The 16406-nt window shown below is 61.1% G+C and carries 17 protein-coding genes; 9 read left to right on the top strand and 8 right to left on the bottom strand.

The genetic code is table 11. The annotated features are described in order from the left end of the window. Genes AACY49_RS07145 through lptM form a run of 4 tightly spaced genes read right to left on the bottom strand, consistent with a single transcriptional unit; the run spans window position 1 to window position 3002 of the window. Window positions 1-726 carry a DUF484 family protein gene (locus AACY49_RS07145; protein ID WP_339522626.1) on the bottom strand — a complete coding sequence of 242 codons (726 nt, stop codon included), beginning with the start codon at window positions 724-726 and terminating at the stop codon, window positions 1-3. Between the two features lie 13 nt (window positions 727-739). Further along, window positions 740-1570, bottom strand: coding sequence for a diaminopimelate epimerase (gene dapF, locus AACY49_RS07140; protein ID WP_258698518.1), 831 nt, complete (start codon window positions 1568-1570; stop codon window positions 740-742). 4 nt (window positions 1571-1574) lie between these two features. Continuing rightward, window positions 1575-2822 carry a diaminopimelate decarboxylase gene (gene lysA, locus AACY49_RS07135; RefSeq protein WP_339522625.1) on the bottom strand — a complete coding sequence of 416 codons (1248 nt, stop codon included), beginning with the start codon at window positions 2820-2822 and terminating at the stop codon, window positions 1575-1577. 9 nt (window positions 2823-2831) lie between these two features. Further along, the gene (lptM, locus tag AACY49_RS07130) at window positions 2832-3002 is read right to left on the bottom strand and encodes an LPS translocon maturation chaperone LptM (protein WP_074871901.1); all 171 of its coding nucleotides are present in this window, start codon (window positions 3000-3002) and stop codon (window positions 2832-2834) included. A gap of 369 nt (window positions 3003-3371) precedes the next feature. Here lptM and cyaY point away from each other — a divergent pair, with 369 nt between their 5' ends. The 3 genes from cyaY to rnk all read left to right on the top strand — a co-directional run bounded on the left by cyaY (window position 3372) and on the right by rnk (window position 4590). Then, entirely contained in the window at window positions 3372-3704 is a 333-nt protein-coding gene (gene cyaY, locus AACY49_RS07125) for an iron donor protein CyaY (protein WP_258698520.1), read from the top strand. 4 nt (window positions 3705-3708) lie between these two features. After that, on the top strand, window positions 3709-3936 hold the full coding sequence (locus AACY49_RS07120; protein ID WP_258698521.1) for a DUF1289 domain-containing protein: 228 nt from the start codon (window positions 3709-3711) through the stop codon (window positions 3934-3936). A 243-nt stretch (window positions 3937-4179) separates the two neighbouring features. Beyond that, window positions 4180-4590 carry a nucleoside diphosphate kinase regulator gene (rnk, locus tag AACY49_RS07115; RefSeq protein WP_320392928.1) on the top strand — a complete coding sequence of 137 codons (411 nt, stop codon included), beginning with the start codon at window positions 4180-4182 and terminating at the stop codon, window positions 4588-4590. Window positions 4591-4596: 6 nt separating this feature from the next. Here rnk and AACY49_RS07110 read toward each other — a convergent pair whose 3' ends face one another. The 3 genes from AACY49_RS07110 to AACY49_RS07100 form a co-directional block, all read right to left on the bottom strand. Beyond that, window positions 4597-7446 carry a class I adenylate cyclase gene (locus AACY49_RS07110; protein WP_339522619.1) on the bottom strand — a complete coding sequence of 950 codons (2850 nt, stop codon included), beginning with the start codon at window positions 7444-7446 and terminating at the stop codon, window positions 4597-4599. Window positions 7447-7653: 207 nt separating this feature from the next. Beyond that, a complete protein-coding gene (locus tag AACY49_RS07105; RefSeq protein ID WP_007894898.1) occupies window positions 7654-7899 on the bottom strand; it encodes a TIGR02647 family protein in 246 nt (81 codons plus the stop codon). A 273-nt stretch (window positions 7900-8172) separates the two neighbouring features. Continuing rightward, window positions 8173-8457, bottom strand: a complete 285-nt coding sequence (locus tag AACY49_RS07100) for a hypothetical protein (protein ID WP_258698524.1) — start codon at window positions 8455-8457, stop codon at window positions 8173-8175. A 127-nt stretch (window positions 8458-8584) separates the two neighbouring features. Here AACY49_RS07100 and AACY49_RS07095 point away from each other — a divergent pair, with 127 nt between their 5' ends. Further along, complete coding sequence (locus AACY49_RS07095; RefSeq protein WP_339522616.1) at window positions 8585-9244, top strand: glutathione S-transferase family protein; 660 nt, start codon at window positions 8585-8587, stop codon at window positions 9242-9244. A 118-nt stretch (window positions 9245-9362) separates the two neighbouring features. On the opposite strand, the gene argH is transcribed toward AACY49_RS07095, so the two are convergent. After that, complete coding sequence (gene argH / locus AACY49_RS07090; protein WP_258698526.1) at window positions 9363-10757, bottom strand: argininosuccinate lyase; 1395 nt, start codon at window positions 10755-10757, stop codon at window positions 9363-9365. A gap of 462 nt (window positions 10758-11219) precedes the next feature. On the opposite strand from argH, the gene AACY49_RS07085 reads away from it, so the two are divergent. From AACY49_RS07085 to AACY49_RS07065, 5 genes are all read left to right on the top strand, one after another. Then, window positions 11220-11966: a LytR/AlgR family response regulator transcription factor gene (locus tag AACY49_RS07085; RefSeq protein WP_258698527.1), complete on the top strand. Its 747-nt coding sequence runs from the start codon at window positions 11220-11222 to the stop codon at window positions 11964-11966. Window positions 11967-12102: 136 nt separating this feature from the next. Further along, window positions 12103-13044, top strand: a complete 942-nt coding sequence (hemC, locus tag AACY49_RS07080) for a hydroxymethylbilane synthase (protein WP_339522612.1) — start codon at window positions 12103-12105, stop codon at window positions 13042-13044. Then, window positions 13041-13808: a uroporphyrinogen-III synthase gene (locus AACY49_RS07075; RefSeq protein WP_339522611.1), complete on the top strand. Its 768-nt coding sequence runs from the start codon at window positions 13041-13043 to the stop codon at window positions 13806-13808. The genes hemC and AACY49_RS07075 overlap by 4 nt, the downstream gene beginning before the upstream one ends. A 16-nt stretch (window positions 13809-13824) precedes the next feature. Next, on the top strand, window positions 13825-14967 hold the full coding sequence (locus AACY49_RS07070; protein WP_339522609.1) for a uroporphyrinogen-III C-methyltransferase: 1143 nt from the start codon (window positions 13825-13827) through the stop codon (window positions 14965-14967). Further along, window positions 14964-16202 carry a heme biosynthesis protein HemY gene (locus tag AACY49_RS07065; RefSeq protein ID WP_258698531.1) on the top strand — a complete coding sequence of 413 codons (1239 nt, stop codon included), beginning with the start codon at window positions 14964-14966 and terminating at the stop codon, window positions 16200-16202. The genes AACY49_RS07070 and AACY49_RS07065 overlap by 4 nt, the downstream gene beginning before the upstream one ends. Window positions 16203-16406 lie beyond the last annotated feature (204 nt).

Below are 16406 nucleotides of genomic sequence, written 5' to 3'. Positions count from 1 at the left end.
TTAGCGTACCGAGCGCAGGGAATTGTTGACCCGTGGCAGCACGCGGCCCATGACTTCGGCGATGTAACTCAGGAACAGCGTGCCCACCGAACTTTTGTAGTGCTGCGGATCGTGGCTGGCGATGGCCAGGACGCCGTGGATGCCCTGGTGGCTGATGGCGACGACGGCAGTGGAGCCGATCTGCTTGCGCTGTTCTTCGCCGAACAGGAAGTCCAGTTCGTGTTCACGCAGGCTGCCGCTGACGCTTTTGTCTTCCGAGAGCAAACCGCCGATGGCTGTTTGCGCGTCGGCATGTGTCACCCAGCGCCCCACCGGCATCGGGTTGTCGCCCAACAGGATCAGGCTGACAAAGGGCACCTGGAAGTCCTGGCGCAGGCTGTCTTCGACGCTGATCACCACGTCTTCCAGGCTGGTGGCGTCCATCAGCGCGAGAATCAGGCGACGGGTTTTATCGAAGAGACGGTCGTTGTCGCGGGCCACGTCCATCAAGTGCGAGAGGCGGTGACGCAACTCGATGTTGCGGTCGCGCAGAATCGTCATCTGGCGTTCGACCAGCGAAATGGTGTCGCCGCGCTGGTGCGGAATGCGCAGGGCCGGGAGCAGTTCTTCGTGCTCGATGAAGAAATCCGGATGAGCCTCCAGGTACGCGGCAATCGCCGCCGCCTCAAGGCTTTCGGAAGGGGATTCGTCGGGCTGTAGGGCGGGAACCTGAGGCTTGTCGGTCATGGATTTGGCTCACTCAAAGACGCACTTGTCCTTCGTATACGCGCACTGCCGGGCCGGTCATCATGACCGGTTGGCCAGGGCCTGCCCATTCAATGGACAAACGCCCGCCGGGCAGGTCGATCAATAGCGGCGAATCCATCCACCCCTGGCTGATCGCGGCCACTGCGGCGGCACAGGCACCGGTTCCGCATGCCTGGGTTTCCCCGGCCCCGCGTTCCCAGACGCGCAACTGCGCACGGCTCCGGTCGATGACTTGGAGAAAACCAACATTGACCCGCGCCGGGAAGCGCGGGTGATGTTCGATTTTCGGTCCCAGTTCATGCACCGGTGCGTTGTTGATGTCGCTGACCCGCAACACGGCATGGGGGTTGCCCATGGACACCGCGGCCAGTTCGACCGAGGTGCCGTCGACGTCGACCTGATAGCTCAGGGCCTGGCTCGGGGCTTCGAACGGAATCTCGGCCGGCACCAGGCGCGGAGCGCCCATGTTGACGCTGATCTGGCCATCGTTGCGGATGTCCAGTTCGATGATGCCGCTTTTGGTCTCGACGCGAATCAGCCGCTTGGCGGTCAGGCGCTTGTCGAGAACGAAGCGGGCGAAACAGCGCGCACCGTTGCCGCACTGTTCCACTTCGGAGCCGTCGGCGTTGAAGATCCGATAGCGGAAATCCACGTCCGGGTTGCTGGGGGCTTCGACGATCAGCAACTGGTCGAACCCGATGCCGGTGTGCCGATCGCCCCAAAGCTTTGCGTGCTTGGGCAGGATGTGCGCGTGCTGGCTGACCAGGTCGAGGACCATGAAGTCATTGCCCAGGCCGTGCATCTTGGTAAAACGCAGCAGCATGGTTTTACTCCGGCAGCAGGCTTTCGCCAGCAAACAACTCGGCTACCGTCTCACGGCGACGCACTTCAAATGCCTGATCACCGTCCACCAACACTTCAGCGGCACGGCCGCGGGTGTTGTAGTTGGAACTCATGACAAACCCGTAGGCACCGGCCGAATGCACGGCCAGCAGATCGCCTTCTTCCAGGGCCAGCTGACGATCCTTGGCCAGGAAATCGCCGGTTTCGCAGATCGGGCCGACGATGTCGTAGGCGCGAGCGGCGCTGTTGCGCGGGCGCACGGCGGTGACGTCCATCCAGGCTTGATACAGCGCCGGGCGAATCAGGTCGTTCATGGCCGCGTCGACGATGGCGAAGTCTTTGTGTTCGGTGTGCTTGAGGTATTCGACCTGGGTCAGCAGCACGCCGGCGTTGGCGACGATGAAGCGGCCTGGTTCGAACACCAGCGCCAGGTCACGACCGTCGAGGCGTTCGCGCACGGCTTTGATGTAGTCGGCAGCCAATGGCGGCTCTTCATCGCGATAACGCACACCCAAGCCACCACCGAGATCGATGTGGCGCAGATAGATGCCGCAATCGCCGAGGCGGTCGACCAGGCCCAGCAGACGGTCGAGGGCATCGATGAACGGCGGCAGGGTGGTCAGTTGCGAACCGATGTGGCAATCGACGCCGACCACTTCCAGGTTAGGCAGTTGCGCGGCACGGATGTACACGTCTTCGGCGTCGGCGATGGCGATGCCGAACTTGTTCTCTTTAAGACCGGTAGAAATGTACGGGTGAGTGCCGGCATCGACGTCCGGGTTGACGCGCAGCGAGATCGGCGCGCGAACGCCCAGCTCGGCTGCCACCACTTGCAGGCGTTCCAGCTCATCGGTGGATTCGACGTTGAAGCAATGCACGCCGACTTCCAGGGCGCGACGCATGTCGTCACGGGTCTTGCCGACACCGGAGAACACGATCTTGTCGGCGCTGCCGCCCGCGGCCAGTACGCGCTCCAGCTCGCCACGGGAAACGATGTCGAAACCGGCGCCAAGGCGGGCCAGGACATTCAGTACACCCAGGTTGGAGTTGGCCTTGACCGCAAAGCAGACCAGATGCGGCGTGCCGGCCAGCGCATCGGCGTAAGCCAGGTACTGGGATTCGATGTGGGCACGAGAGTAGACGTAGGTCGGTGTTCCAAAGCGTTCGGCGATGGCGGACAGGGCAACACCTTCCGCGAACAGCTCGCCGTCACGGTAGTTAAAAGCGTCCATGGCGTTCCCTTAGTAGACGTCGTGCTTGTGAGCTTTCGACGGAGTCTGCTGCGACGATTTGGCTTGCTCTGCAGGATCCTGATTTTCATCGGGCAGGTACAGCGGGCCTTTTTGACCACAGGCCGACACCAGGCAGGCAACCGCGACGAGCGCAGCAAGGGAAGAGATCAGGCGCTTCATGGCGAAATCCTTGAAAATGCGTTAATTGCGCCGGAGTATACCGGCCACCCGGCAGCTTGCCTATGCGACGCGGCTCCCGTCCGGCGGGCCTTCGCCCGATGCCGGTCAGTTGTGTGCAATCCATCGTGGGAGCGGGCTTGCTCGCGAATGCGGTCATTCATTCAATATTGATGTTGACTGACACGGCGCTTTCGCGAGCAAGTCGGATCGCCGCACCGCCGCTCCCACATTAGATTTTGGCGCTATCAGGTCCTGCGTCGATATTTCGTACCGCTAGCGAGCCCTTGGTGGTTATCCTTTGCAATCACCGGGGCTCGCCCGTATCTTGCGGCGCTTGAGCGTGAGTAGACACTTTTTGAGGTTCCCGCAATGAGTTTGACCGAAGCCCGTTTCCACGACCTGGTCGATGCAACCCAGCAGTCGCTGGAGGATATTTTCGACGAAAGTGACCTGGATATCGATCTGGAGAGCTCGGCCGGTGTGCTCACCGTCAAGTTCGAAAACGGCAGCCAATTGATTTTCAGTCGGCAGGAGCCATTGCGACAGTTGTGGCTGGCGGCGGTGTCCGGTGGCTTCCACTTCGATTACGACGAAGAGAGCAAGCGCTGGATGTGCGACAAGAGCGACGAACAACTGGGCGAGATGCTCGAGCGCATCGTCAAGCAGCAAGCCGACGTCGAACTCGATTTCGAAGGCCTGTGAAGTCATGACCCAGCCTGCGCCCGTTCGCCCGCCCAAACCGCTCTATAGCAACGTCAGCCCGGCAGTGCCTTCGCCGTGCAGCGGTGTGTGTCGGCTGGATGAGCAGAAGGTTTGCCTCGGGTGTTTTCGGCATGTCGAAGATATTCGCGAATGGCGCTCGGCCGACGATGAGCGGCGGCGGGTAATCTGCGCGCAGGCCTCGAATCGCAAGACCACCGCCAATCCCTTGTAGGAGCTGCCGAAGGCTGCGATCTTTTGGCGGCGCTGAAGATTGCCGAAGAGCAAGATCAAAAGATCGCAGCCTGCGGCAGCTCCTTGTACAGGGTTCGCGCAGGCTGTCCGGTGGCGGCTTGTATATTTATTGAGCTGTGATAGTGTCCAGAGACGCCTCAACCCATCGAGGTTCGTGAAAACCCCGCCTTTTTCTGGCGGGGTTTTGCTTTTTTCGTGCAGAAGAAAGGAGTCTGCCCTGATCATGACCGCACCTTCCATCACCCTTACCCGTCTGGACGTGCAACGTCTGGAGCGCCTGATCGACAGCCTGGATGACACGCTGCCGGGCGTTATCGCGCTGCAAACCGAACTGGATCGCGCCGATACCCTGGTCGGTCACGAAGATGTGCCTGCTGATGTCGTGACCATGAATTCCAAAGTGCATTGCCGTGAAGAAAGCAGCGGCAAGGACTACCACCTGACGTTGGTTTACCCCAAGGACGCCAACGCCGACGAAGGCAGGATCTCCATTCTGGCGCCGGTCGGTAGCGCACTGCTGGGTCTCAAGGTCGGTCAGCACATTGACTGGCCTGCTCCGGGTGGCAAGACCCTGAAACTGACCTTGCTGGCAGTCGAATCGCAGCCGGCCAATGGCGGCGACTTCCCGGAATAACCCCCCTCAGACCTGCTCGAGCGCCTCGTTCAATGCGTTCTCCAGGTCGGCCTTGTAACGCAGATACAGCTGGCTTGAACTCTGACCATCACCGAGCAAGCCCGACAGGTCCAGGTCGGTGATGTAGCAGCGATAGCGTTCGGTCTCGCGGCGCTGCTCGACGATTTCCCGGGCGACCACGCTGAACAGTTGGTCGCCATGTTCCAGCTCTGAAAATTCCCGTTGATTGCAATACAACGTGACCTGCACCTGTCCCGGTGCGGCTTTGCCGACGATCGCCTGCACGTCGTAGAACGGTTTGTTGACCGGGGTTTGCGGTGCCGGCCGGGCTTCGACCCGACGCGCCCGCGCGGTACCCGAAGGCAACAATTGGTAATACAAAGTGTCCAGGCTCAGTGGTTGGGCAGCGTCCATCGGCAGCAAGGCGTCGCGCCGGTACTGGATCGATTGCAGGAAACGTTGCAGCGGCACCAGCAGGCTTTGCTCGTCGTGATAGGGCAAGCGCTGCTGCCACAGGGCATTGAATTCATCCAGTACGTACAAATCAGCCTGGTGTTCGTTGTTGATTCGGTAGAACACCTGAACGCAGTCGGGTTGCCCCATGGGCAGGATCAGCGCCAGATCGTGGTCTTCCAGCGCCATCGGGTCCAGATGCAGGGGGCTGTAGCTCGCCAGTTCTTCGCTGAGGTAGGCAAGCAGCGCCGGCAGCGTGGCGAGGGCAACGTGATTGATCTGGCCGGGCACCAGCTCCAGCACGTGGTAATGCTGCTGGACCTGAATCAGGTAACGATGATTGAGTTTGCTCAGCAGCAGGTTCTGCGCGGTGTCGAGGATTTCTTCAACCCGTCGGGCGATGAATTGCGCGCGGTTGTGGCAGAAGCAACGCACCCGCAACTTGGGCTGCTCTGGCCCGCTTGGCAGGTTGTTGAGGTAATCGCGCAGGCAGTCGAGCAGAGCGTGGGGGCCGCCAAAGCGGCTGACCAGCACCTCATTCCAACTATTGAGCGTGACCTGATCCAGGGTCAGCACCAGGTTTTCCCGCACGCCGGCGTAGCTCAGGGAATCGGTGCGCTCGGTAGTCATCAGGATATTCAGGTCGCGATGGTGCTTGAGCGGATCGATGCCGACGTTCACCAGAATCAGTACTTCGCTCGGCACGCTGGCGCGCAGCAAAGGCTCCTCGGCGACGGTGGTCAGGGGCAGGGCGATGCTTTGTTGCAGGCTGCCGAGCAAGTTGAACAGTTCGAACTCGCTCAAGTCGCTGGTGCCGGGGTGCAGGGCCAGGCGGGTGCTGCTGTCGATCACGCCATTGCGGTGGCACCAGGTGAGCAGCTCCAGTAACTGACGGCTGCGCTTGATGGGCGCGAAATGCTCCCACTCGTGGGCGGCCAGGCTGCCGTTGTACAAACCCCATTGGGTTTGTCCCGGTTCTCTCTTGTTCGGGGCTTGCACCAGCGTCAGGGTGTCTTCGGCGAGATCGGGGGCGATGCCCGGGTTGATGAATTCGACCTTGTCGGCCTTGCGTTCGAAGGCCGCGTACAACCGCCGGCCCAGCACATTGAGGTCGCGTTTGTTGATCAGGCTGACGGTCTGTTCGTTGCGGGCAAACTGCGTCAGGAAGCGGTAGCTGTAATTCAGCTCGCTGACCAGGGCCCGCCGTTCGGCGCTGACCTGGCGGACTTTCCACTGGCTGCGGCTGTCGAGCAATGCCAACTGACGCTGATCCCAATGCCATTCGTGGGCCAGGCGTTCGAGCAGCGAACGCTGCCAGCTCTGGGTGCGTCCGCTGCTGCCGGTGAGCTTGCGATTGACCTTCAGGTACAGCGCGCGGCGTACCAGCTCCAGCCGTTCCGGTTCGCCCCGGGCCGTGAGGTATTCCTCGATGCGCCGGTAAACCACCATGTATGGGTCCAGCTCATCGAGATCCAGTTGATTGGCAAACACGGCCTGCTTGAAACGCAGGCTCAGGCAGTGGACCTTGGGGTGTTCGCTGGCGTAAACCTCGGTCAGCAGCAGTTTGAGCACCGATTTGTACGGTGACTCAATGCCTTTGAATAACTGCCAGAGCCCGGCACCAACGAATTCCCCGGGCGGGATATACGCCAGATGCCCCAGGTCCAGGGTTTCGTCGGCACGGATGAAACGCTTGGAAAGCAGCGTATGGGTGTAACGGTCATACGCCGCCTCTTCGTAAACCGGCACCAGCCACCAGATGGGTGTGCGCCCGGCCAGCCAGATTGCGGTGCGGTAGAACTCGTCCAGCAGCAGATAGTGCTGGGTGGTGCCGCAGTCTTCCGAACTCAATTGCGTATCGCGTTCGCCGAGCACGAAGCGGGCCGGGTCGATCAGGAAGAAATGCGCCTCGGCGCCCTGGCTGGCGGCCCATATCTCAAGCAACTGGCATTTCTTGCGCAGCTCAGCAAGCTCGCTTTCGCTCAAGTCCGGCCCGTGGCAGACCCATACATCCATGTCGCTCTGGTCAGCCTGGGCCAGAGTGCCGAGGCTGCCCATCAGGAACAGGCCGTGAATCGGTCGCGGCGGATTGCTGCCGTGGCGTGGCTTGTAGGAAAACGAGCGGGTCAGGCGTTGGGCTTCGGCGAGGGTGTTGGTGTCGGGTTCGTAATTCGACAACCCGGCTGGGGTGCTACCCGAAACGTAACCCGGCAATAGCGGATGATTGACGTGGAAAAACAGCGGCAACAAGGTCAGAACCGCTTGCTGGCGGGTCGACAACCCTTCCATGGCACGGGCCATGCGGCCCTCGTTGAGCTTCAGAAAACGGGAGCGCAGCTGGCTGAGAACCTTGCGGTCGATTCCCTCGTCCAGATCGGGGCGGATTTCATGGGTGCGGGTCATGTCAGCTCAATCCGGCTCGCGGGGCTCGGACGTGGGAGGGCTCAGGATGAGGGGCAGTTTAGCGCCTCGGCCCCGGGACTTTTAAGCTGATTTTGTTTTTCTGGCGTCAGATTTTTATCGTTTGGCGACGGCAGATAACAGGGCCGGTAATCAAGTGAGCCCGCGGAAATCCCGTGACAGAGGTTTCCGTGGGCAATGCAGTGGTACTCAGGCAGTTTCCCGCACGGACAGAATGGTTAGAACGGTTTGCACGTTTTGTGCAGCGTCACGACCCAGGCTGGTCAGGTAACCGCCATCGGGTTGGGTGATCAATTCTTTGTCGAACAGTCTTTGGGCGGCGGCAATGGCTTTCGGGGCAGCGGTCTGATGAATTTTCAAACCTTCCTGGGAACTGTCCAGGTTGAAGAGTGCGAGGATTTCCAGTTCGGCAACCAGCTCAGGGGTAAGCGACATAAGGACTCCAGACTTTCTAGGAATTGGACGACAGCGCCCCTAAGGTGATCCCACACGCGCAGCATGTCCAGTGCTCGTAACAGGGTTTTTCGCCTCGGGGGCGGTTTCCAGTGTAGTCAGGGTCTGGGGGAAGGCGGCACTGAATGGGTGACAATCTGTGTGGGAGCGGGCTTGCTCGCGAAAGCGGCGTGTCAGCCAACATCAATGCTGGATGTGACGGCCTATTCGCGAGCAAGCCCGCTCCCACAGGTATTGCGCCAGGCAATCGCTTGTCTATTGTTTTTCCGGCGGCAACTCTGGCAGCGCGCGCAGCGCCGCTTCGTACCATTGGGTGTTGAACGCGCGGTCTTCTTCGAGGATCGCGTCGATTTCCACCGCCAGTACGTGGGCCATCAGGTTGAGGATTTCTTCACGCTCGTAACCCACCAGGGTCAGCTTGTTGAAGGTCGCCTTGGCCGCTGGCGGGTTATCGCTTTCGATCTGGTTCTCGATCGCTTCGATCAGCGTCGTTTCGGCGAACGCTTCTTCGTCGTTATCGATGTCGTTTGGCTCGCTCATGGCAGGCTCCTCAAGGTAAGGCGGCCAGTTTACCTGCATTCGGCGCAGTGATGCTGCTGGCAAGAAGCGCCCGGGCGTTCTATAACTGGCGCTGCCAACCCCCCCCACACGGCCTGGAGGCTATGTAATGCTCAAGCTTTATGGATTTTGCGTCAGCAACTACTACAACATGGTCAAGCTGGCGTTGCTGGAGAAGGGACTGCCGTTTGAAGAAGTGCCGTTTTACCCAGGCACCAGCCCCGAGGCACTGACCATCAGCCCGCGCGGCAAGGTTCCGGTTCTGGGCGTCGAACAAGGTTTCATCAACGAAACCAGCGTGATTCTCGAGTACCTTGAGCAGAGTCAGAAAGGCACGCCGCTGCTGTCCAGCGAGCCCTTCGAGCGAGCGCAGGCGCTGGCTTTGGCCAAGGAAATCGAGTTGTACATCGAACTGCCGGCGCGCGCCTGCTACCCCGAAGCGTTTTTCGGCATGTCTGTGCCGGAGGCGATCAAGGACAAGACCAAGGCCGAGCTGCTGCTGGGGTTCGCCTCGCTGGGCAGGCACGGCAAGTTCGCCCCTTACGTAGCGGGCGACAGTCTCAGCATTGCGGATTTGTATTTCCTGTACAGCGTGCCGATGGCCTGTGCCGTGGCGCAGAAGCTGTTCGATATTGATCTGCTGGCCGAGATGCCGGCGGCCAGGGCGCTGCTGGAGCGTCTGGGGCAGAACCCGCATGTACAGCGGATCGCAAAGGACAAGGACGCGGCGATGCCAGCGTTCCTGGAGATGATCGCGTCGAAGAAGTAAGTTTGTAGTGCTCTGAAGTCAGTCATCGCGGGCAAGCCCGCTCCCACAAGGATCTCCGGCCAGCCAAAATCTATGGCAGACAGGGAAACCTGTGGGAGCGGGCTTGCCCGCGAAGCTCTTAACGGCTGGCGAGCAGCGCCTGACCGCGAGCAACAGCCTTCTTGACCTGCGCCGGCGCAGTCCCGCCGATATGGTCACGGGCATTCACCGAACCTTCCAGGGTCAGCACGGCAAACACGTCCTGCTCGATCTGGTCGCTGAATTTGCGCAGTTCTTCCAGGCTCATTTCCGCCAGGTCCTTGCCGCTTTCCACGCCGTACTTCACCGCGTGGCCAACGATCTCGTGGCAGTCACGGAACGGCAGCCCGCGGCGTACCAGGTAGTCGGCCAGGTCGGTGGCCGTGGAGAAACCACGCAGGGCCGCTTCGCGCATCATGGCGTGCTTGGGCTTGATCGCCGGGATCATGTCGGCAAAGGCCCGCAGCGAGTCGCGCAAAGTGTCGGCGGCGTCAAACAGCGGTTCCTTGTCTTCCTGGTTGTCCTTGTTGTAGGCCAGGGGCTGGCCTTTCATCAGGGTCAGCAGGCCCATCAGTGCGCCGAACACCCGGCCAGTCTTGCCGCGAACCAGCTCCGGCACGTCCGGGTTTTTCTTTTGCGGCATGATCGAGCTGCCGGTGCAGAAACGGTCCGGCAGATCGATGAACTGGAACTGCGCGCTGGTCCACAGCACCAGCTCTTCGGAGAACCGCGACAAGTGCATCATCGCGATGCTGGCGGCCGAGCAGAACTCGATGGCGAAGTCGCGATCGGACACGTTGTCCAGGGAGTTGCCGCCGACAGCGTCGAATCCCAGCAGTTGCGCGGTGTATTCGCGGTCGATCGGGTAGGTGGTACCGGCCAGTGCGGCGCTGCCCAGCGGCATGCGGTTGGTGCGCTTGCGGCAGTCCACCAGACGCTCGTAGTCGCGGCTGAGCATTTCGAACCAGGCCAGCATGTGGTGCCCGAAGGTCACCGGCTGTGCGGTTTGCAGGTGCGTGAAGCCTGGCATGATACTGCCGGCTTCGCGCTCGGCCTGCTCCAGCAAGCCTTGTTGCAGGCGGGTGATTTCGCCGAGGATCAGGTCGATCTCGTCACGCAGCCACAGGCGGATGTCGGTGGCGACCTGGTCGTTACGGCTGCGACCGGTGTGCAGTTTTTTACCGGTCACGCCGATGCGGTCGGTCAGACGCGCCTCGATGTTCATGTGCACGTCTTCGAGGTCGATGCGCCAGTCGAACTGGCCGGCCTCGATTTCACCCTGGATGGTCTTGAGGCCATCGATGATGCTGTCGCGCTCGGCATCGGTCAGCACGCCGACCTTGGCCAGCATGGTGGCGTGGGCGATCGAGCCCATGATGTCGTGGCGATACAGGCGCTGGTCGAAGGTGACGGAGGCGGTGAAGCGGGCGACGAAGGCGTCGACGGGTTCACTGAAGCGGCCGCCCCAGGACTGATTGGTCTTGTCAGTGCTCATGAATTCGCTCGTATCGGCTTGAAGAAAGATGGCGTGGAACGCTGAGGCGGATAATAACAGGGTTGCCAATCCTGTCGTTGACACTGGTCGACACGTTTTTTTCTCATGGCGTGACCCATACTCGAAGCAAGCGATGCGCAAATTGCGCAACGATATTTCTCATTTGAGCAATATCGTCCCGGCAACCGTCTACAGTTGGACAGTAGGATCAGCGCACTTCTCGATGCTGCAGCTGACTATATAGAGAAGAGGGGTGTTCATATTGTGTATCAGCAAACCCTACGGCGATGCCTCGCCAATGCGGGCCTGGGCCGCTAGTCACCCGGCAGATGAAAATTTAGCCGGCGGTCTCGCGGCACTTTTTGGCCCTCGCGCTAGTCTTAGCGTGGATCGCGGTGACGGACGTCACTTCACCTGTCTACGCTATCTTTGTGCGAGACTCACGCAGGAATCCAGCGCAATATGAATGTCCTGATCGTTGATGACGAACCCTTGGCCCGCGAGCGCCTGAGCCGAATGATCGGCGAACTCGAGGGATACAACGTCCTGGAGCCCAGCGCTACGAATGGCGAAGAGGCGTTGGCACTGATCGACAGCCACAAGCCGGATATCGTACTGCTCGATATTCGCATGCCGGGCCTCGATGGCCTGCAAGTGGCGGCACGATTGTGCGAACGTGAAACCCCGCCCTCCGTGGTGTTTTGCACAGGGCCCGATGAATTTGCCGTGGAAGCCCTACAGGCCAGCGCCGTGGGCTATCTGGTGAAGCCAGTGCGCACAGAACAGTTGCACGAAGCATTGAAGAAAGCCGAGCGTCCCAATCGCGTCCAGCTCGCGGCCTTGACTCGCCCGGCGGCCGAAACCGGCAACGGTCCGCGCAGTCACATCAGCGCCCGTACCCGTAAAGGCATCGAGCTGATCCCGTTGGGGCAGGTGGTCTACTTCATCGCCGACCACAAGTACGTGACCTTGCGCCATGAAGGCGGTGAAGTGCTGCTCGACGAGCCGCTCAAGGCCCTCGAAGACGAATTTGGCGACCGTTTCGTGCGGATCCACCGCAACGCACTGGTTGCCCGCGAACGCATCGAACGGCTGCAACGCACCCCCCTGGGACATTTCCAGCTGTTTCTCAAAGGCCTGAACGGCGACGCCTTGATCGTCAGCCGACGCCATGTGGCCGGCGTGCGCAAAATGATGCAACAACTGTAATCCGCCATTCGGGGCGGATTTCTACCCTGTTTCTGGGCATTGAAGGCCAGGGAGGCCATGCAGTTTCTGATACAAGTCAAAGTGGATTTGGCTGAGCTGTTATTATCCGCCGTATCTATTCAGTACGGATTGATCCATGTCCTCTCGCGAAATCCGCATCGCCACCCGCAAAAGTGCTCTCGCCCTGTGGCAGGCCGAATACGTCAAGGCTCGTCTGGAACAGGCCCATCCGGGCCTGCTCGTGACGCTGGTGCCCATGGTCAGTCGCGGCGACAAGCTGCTCGATTCGCCTCTGTCGAAAATCGGCGGCAAGGGCCTGTTCGTCAAAGAACTGGAAACCGCGCTGCTGGAAAACGAAGCCGACATCGCCGTGCATTCCATGAAAGACGTGCCGATGGACTTCCCCGAAGGCCTCGGTCTGTTCTGCATCTGCGAGCGCGAAGACCCGCGCGATGCGTTCGTTTCCAACACTTACTCCAGCCTGGATGAGTTGCCGCCGGGTAGCATTGTCGGGACCTCCAGCCTGCGCCGCCAGGCGCAACTGTTGACCCGTCGCCCGGACCTGGAAATCCGCTTCCTGCGCGGCAACGTCAACACTCGCCTGGCCAAGCTCGATGCCGGCGAATACGACGCCATCATCCTCGCCGCGGCGGGTTTGATTCGCCTGGGCTTCGAAGACCGCATCACGTCAGCCATCAGTGTCGAAGACAGTCTGCCGGCCGGTGGCCAGGGCGCGGTCGGTATCGAGTGCCGTAGCGCCGACACTGACATTCATGCGCTGCTGGCGTCGCTGCATCACCCGGACACCGCCACCCGCGTGACCGCCGAACGTGCACTCAACAAGCATCTGAATGGCGGCTGCCAGGTACCGATCGCTTGCTACGCGGTGCTTGAAGGTGAGCAGATCTGGTTGCGTGGTTTGGTGGGCGATCCGAGCGGTGGCCTGTTGCTCAGCGCTGAAGCCCGTGCGCCACGGGTTGATGCCGAGGCTTTGGGTGTGCAAGTGGCTGAAGACTTGCTGAGCCAGGGCGCCGCCGACATTCTGAAAGCAGTCTATGGCGAGGCAGGTCACGAGTGACTGGCTGGCGCCTGTTGCTGACACGCCCTGCGGATGAGTCGTCGGCGCTTGCCCGTGTGCTGGCCGAAGCGGGGGTTTTCAGTAGCAGCTTGCCGCTTTTGGACATTGAGCCGATTCCTGCCTCTGCCAAAATGCGCGAAGTGATTCAGAATCTGAATCGCTATTGCGCGGTGATCGTGGTCAGCAAACCGGCCGCCAGAATCGCTGTCGACCTGCTCAACCGGCACGGGCCGCAACCACCGGTTCTGAAGTGGTTCAGCGTGGGCGCGGCGACGGCGCAGATCCTCGAGGATAACGGGCTGGATGTGAGCTTCCCGGTCGACGGCGATGACAGCGAAGCCTTGCTTGAACTTCCACAGTTGCGCGAGGCTATCGTCCGACCCGATGCACGGGTGCTGATCATGCGTGGGGAGGGTGGCCGCGAGCTGCTGGCTGAGCGTTTGTGCGAGCTTGGTGCTAGTGTCGAGTATCTGGAGTTGTACCGCCGCGGTTTGCCGCAGTACCCGCCAGCGACGCTGCCTGAGCGGATCGAAGCGGAACGCTTGAACGGGCTGGTGGTCAGCAGTGGACAGGGTTTTGAGCACCTGCACCGATTGGCCGGCGATGCCTGGCCGCTCATGGCACGGTTGCCGTTGTTTGTTCCAAGCCCCAGGGTCGCCGAGCTGGCACGTGCCGCCGGGGCCCAAACAGTTGTGGATTGTCGTGGCGCCAGTGCCGCGGCTTTGCTGACGGCGTTACGGGAGCATCCCGAACCCGTTCTCTAATGCAAAGGATGGATACGTGAGCGAAACAGCCTTGCCTAAAGATGACGTCCAGCCAGTGCTCGATGCACCGGTTGAAACACCAACACCTGCTGCTGTGCAGCGCCGAGGCAATGGGCTGGCAATCATCGCGCTGCTGTTGGGCGCGGCCGGTGTTGCCGTGGGCGGTTGGGGAGTCTGGCAGGTGCGTCACCTGCAAGCCAATACTCAACAGCAGTTGAGCCAGGTCCAGGCGTTGAACGATCAGGCGCAGAGCCTGAAACTCAATGAGCAGCGCCTGACGGCTCGCCTCGAGCAAATGCCCGCCGCCGAGGAGCTCGACGCGCGCAGTCGTTTGGTCATTCAGCTTCAAGGCGATCAACAACGCTTGAATCAACGCCTGGAAACCGTCCTCGGCGCCAGCCGCAAGGATTGGCGTTTGGCCGAAGCCGAGCATTTGCTGCGTCTGGCCAGCCTGCGTCTGTCGGCGTTGCAGGACATCAGCAGCGCCCAGGCCCTGGTGCAGGGCGCCGATGAAATTCTCCGTGAACAGAACGACCCGGGCTCATTTGCCGCCCGCGAGCAAGTGGCCAAAACGTTGGTAGCGCTACGCAGTACCGAACAGCCGGATCGCACCGGGTTGTTCCTGCGACTGGGCGCCTTGCGCGATCAGGTGATCAACCTCACCGAGCTGGCGCCTGAGTACAAGGACCGTGGCGAATCCCTGCTGGGCCTGACTGCCGATGGCGACGGTGCCAGTCGCTGGGCGCAATGGTGGGATCAGATCTCGCGTTATATCCGCATCGACTTCAACGCCGACAAGAATGTCCGTCCGTTGCTGGCAGGGCAGAGCCTGAGCCAGGTGCGTCTGGCCCTGAGCCTGGCGCTGGAGCAGGCGCAGTGGGCCGCGCTCAATGGCCAAGCCGCGGTTTACACCCAGGCGCTGGCCGAGGCGCGGGACGTGCTCAAGGGCAACTTCAACCCGGACAACCCGCAGAGCAAAATCATGCTGGAACAGGTGGGCGAATTGAGCAAGCAGCCGGTCATAGTGGTCACGCCAGATCTGACGGGCACGTTGAGCGCGGTTCAGGCCTACCTTGAGCGGCGCAATGTCAACGCCGAGGACTCGGTGAAACCTCTGGTCAAACCGACTGCGAACGCCGCGCAGGAGGCGACGCCATGAAGCGCCTCTATGTGATCGTGTTCGTGGTCATCGCCGCTGCCGCGGCGCTGGGGCTGGCGATTGCCGAGCATTCCGGTTACGTGCTGATTGCCTACAAAACCTTCCGTTACGAATCGAGCCTGTGGGCCACCCTGGCCCTGGTGGCCGTGCTGTGGCTGGTGTTCTGGGGCATCAAGGCGTTGATCGAGCTGGTGACGACTTCCGGTGGAGTGGTCAATCCATGGTCGCGACGCAATCGCAGTCGGCGGGTGCAAGTGGCGATCGAGCACGGCCAGCTGGATCTGGCCGAGGGCCGTTGGGCCAGTGCGCAGCGTCATCTGTATCGCGCAGCGGAAGCCGAACGGCAACCGTTGCTCTATTACCTGGGGGCTGCCCGCGCCGCGAACGAACAAGGTCACTATGAGGAAAGCGACAACCTGCTGGAGCGCGCGCTGGAGCGCCAGCCCCAGGCCGAGTTGGCGATTGCCTTGAGCCATGCCCAATTGCAGACCGACCGCGGCGACACTGAAGGCGCCCTGGTGACCCTGCAAGCCATGCACGAGCGTCATCCTCACAACGTCCAGACCTTGCGCCAGTTGCAACGCCTGCATCAGCAGAGGGGCGATTGGTCGGCAGTGATTCGCTTGTTGCCGGAGTTACGCAAGGACAAGGTGCTGCCGACGGCCGAGCTGGCTGAACTGGAGCGCCGCGCCTGGGGTGAGAATCTTTCGCTGGCGGCACACCGGGAAGAGGACGGAACGGTCGGTTTGCAATCGCTCAATCGTGCCTGGCAGCAACTCACCGCCGCTCAGCGCCAGGAACCGCAATTGGTGCTGGCCTATGCCGAGCAATTGCGGCAACTGGGGGCGCAGGTCGAGGCCGAAGAAGTCCTGCGTGCGGCCCTCAAGCGCCAATACGACAGTCATCTGGCACGCCTGTACGGACTGGTTCGCGGCAGCGATCCGGCCAGGCAACTGCACACCGCCGAGGGTTGGCTCAAGGATCATCCGGCCGACCCGAGTCTGTTGTTGACGTTGGGCCGTCTGTGTCTGCAAAGCAGCCTTTGGGGCAAGGCCCGGGATTATCTGGAGAACAGCCTGCGTGTGCAGCGCAATCCTGAAGCCTGCGCCGAACTGGCGCGGTTGCTGGCGCAACTGGGTGACACCGAGCGCAGTAATCAGCTGTTCCAGGAGGGCTTGGGTCTGCTGGACGAGCGCTTGCTGTCGGCACCGCTGCCGCTGCCGGCTCACGCCTGAGACCTGTCGCCGGGACTACGTAGGAGCTGCCGAAGGCTGCGATCTTTTGATCTTGTTATTAAGAGCGCAGTCGCTCCGAATCCAACACTGTTTTTGCGCTGTAGTCCTTCGCCGGCAAAGTCCTACAGCGGATTACATCTTATCCTCTCGACTCTGTCGGGAATTCCCTACACTTCTGGTGAAGTGTCCGTGCTGGCCTGCCTT

Source organism: Pseudomonas sp. EL_65y_Pfl2_R96, from assembly GCF_963970905.1.
Classification (GTDB): Bacteria; Pseudomonadota; Gammaproteobacteria; order Pseudomonadales; family Pseudomonadaceae; genus Aquipseudomonas.
The sequence above is the reverse complement of the archived record's forward strand: the minus strand, read 5'-3'. Positions and strand labels throughout refer to the sequence as shown.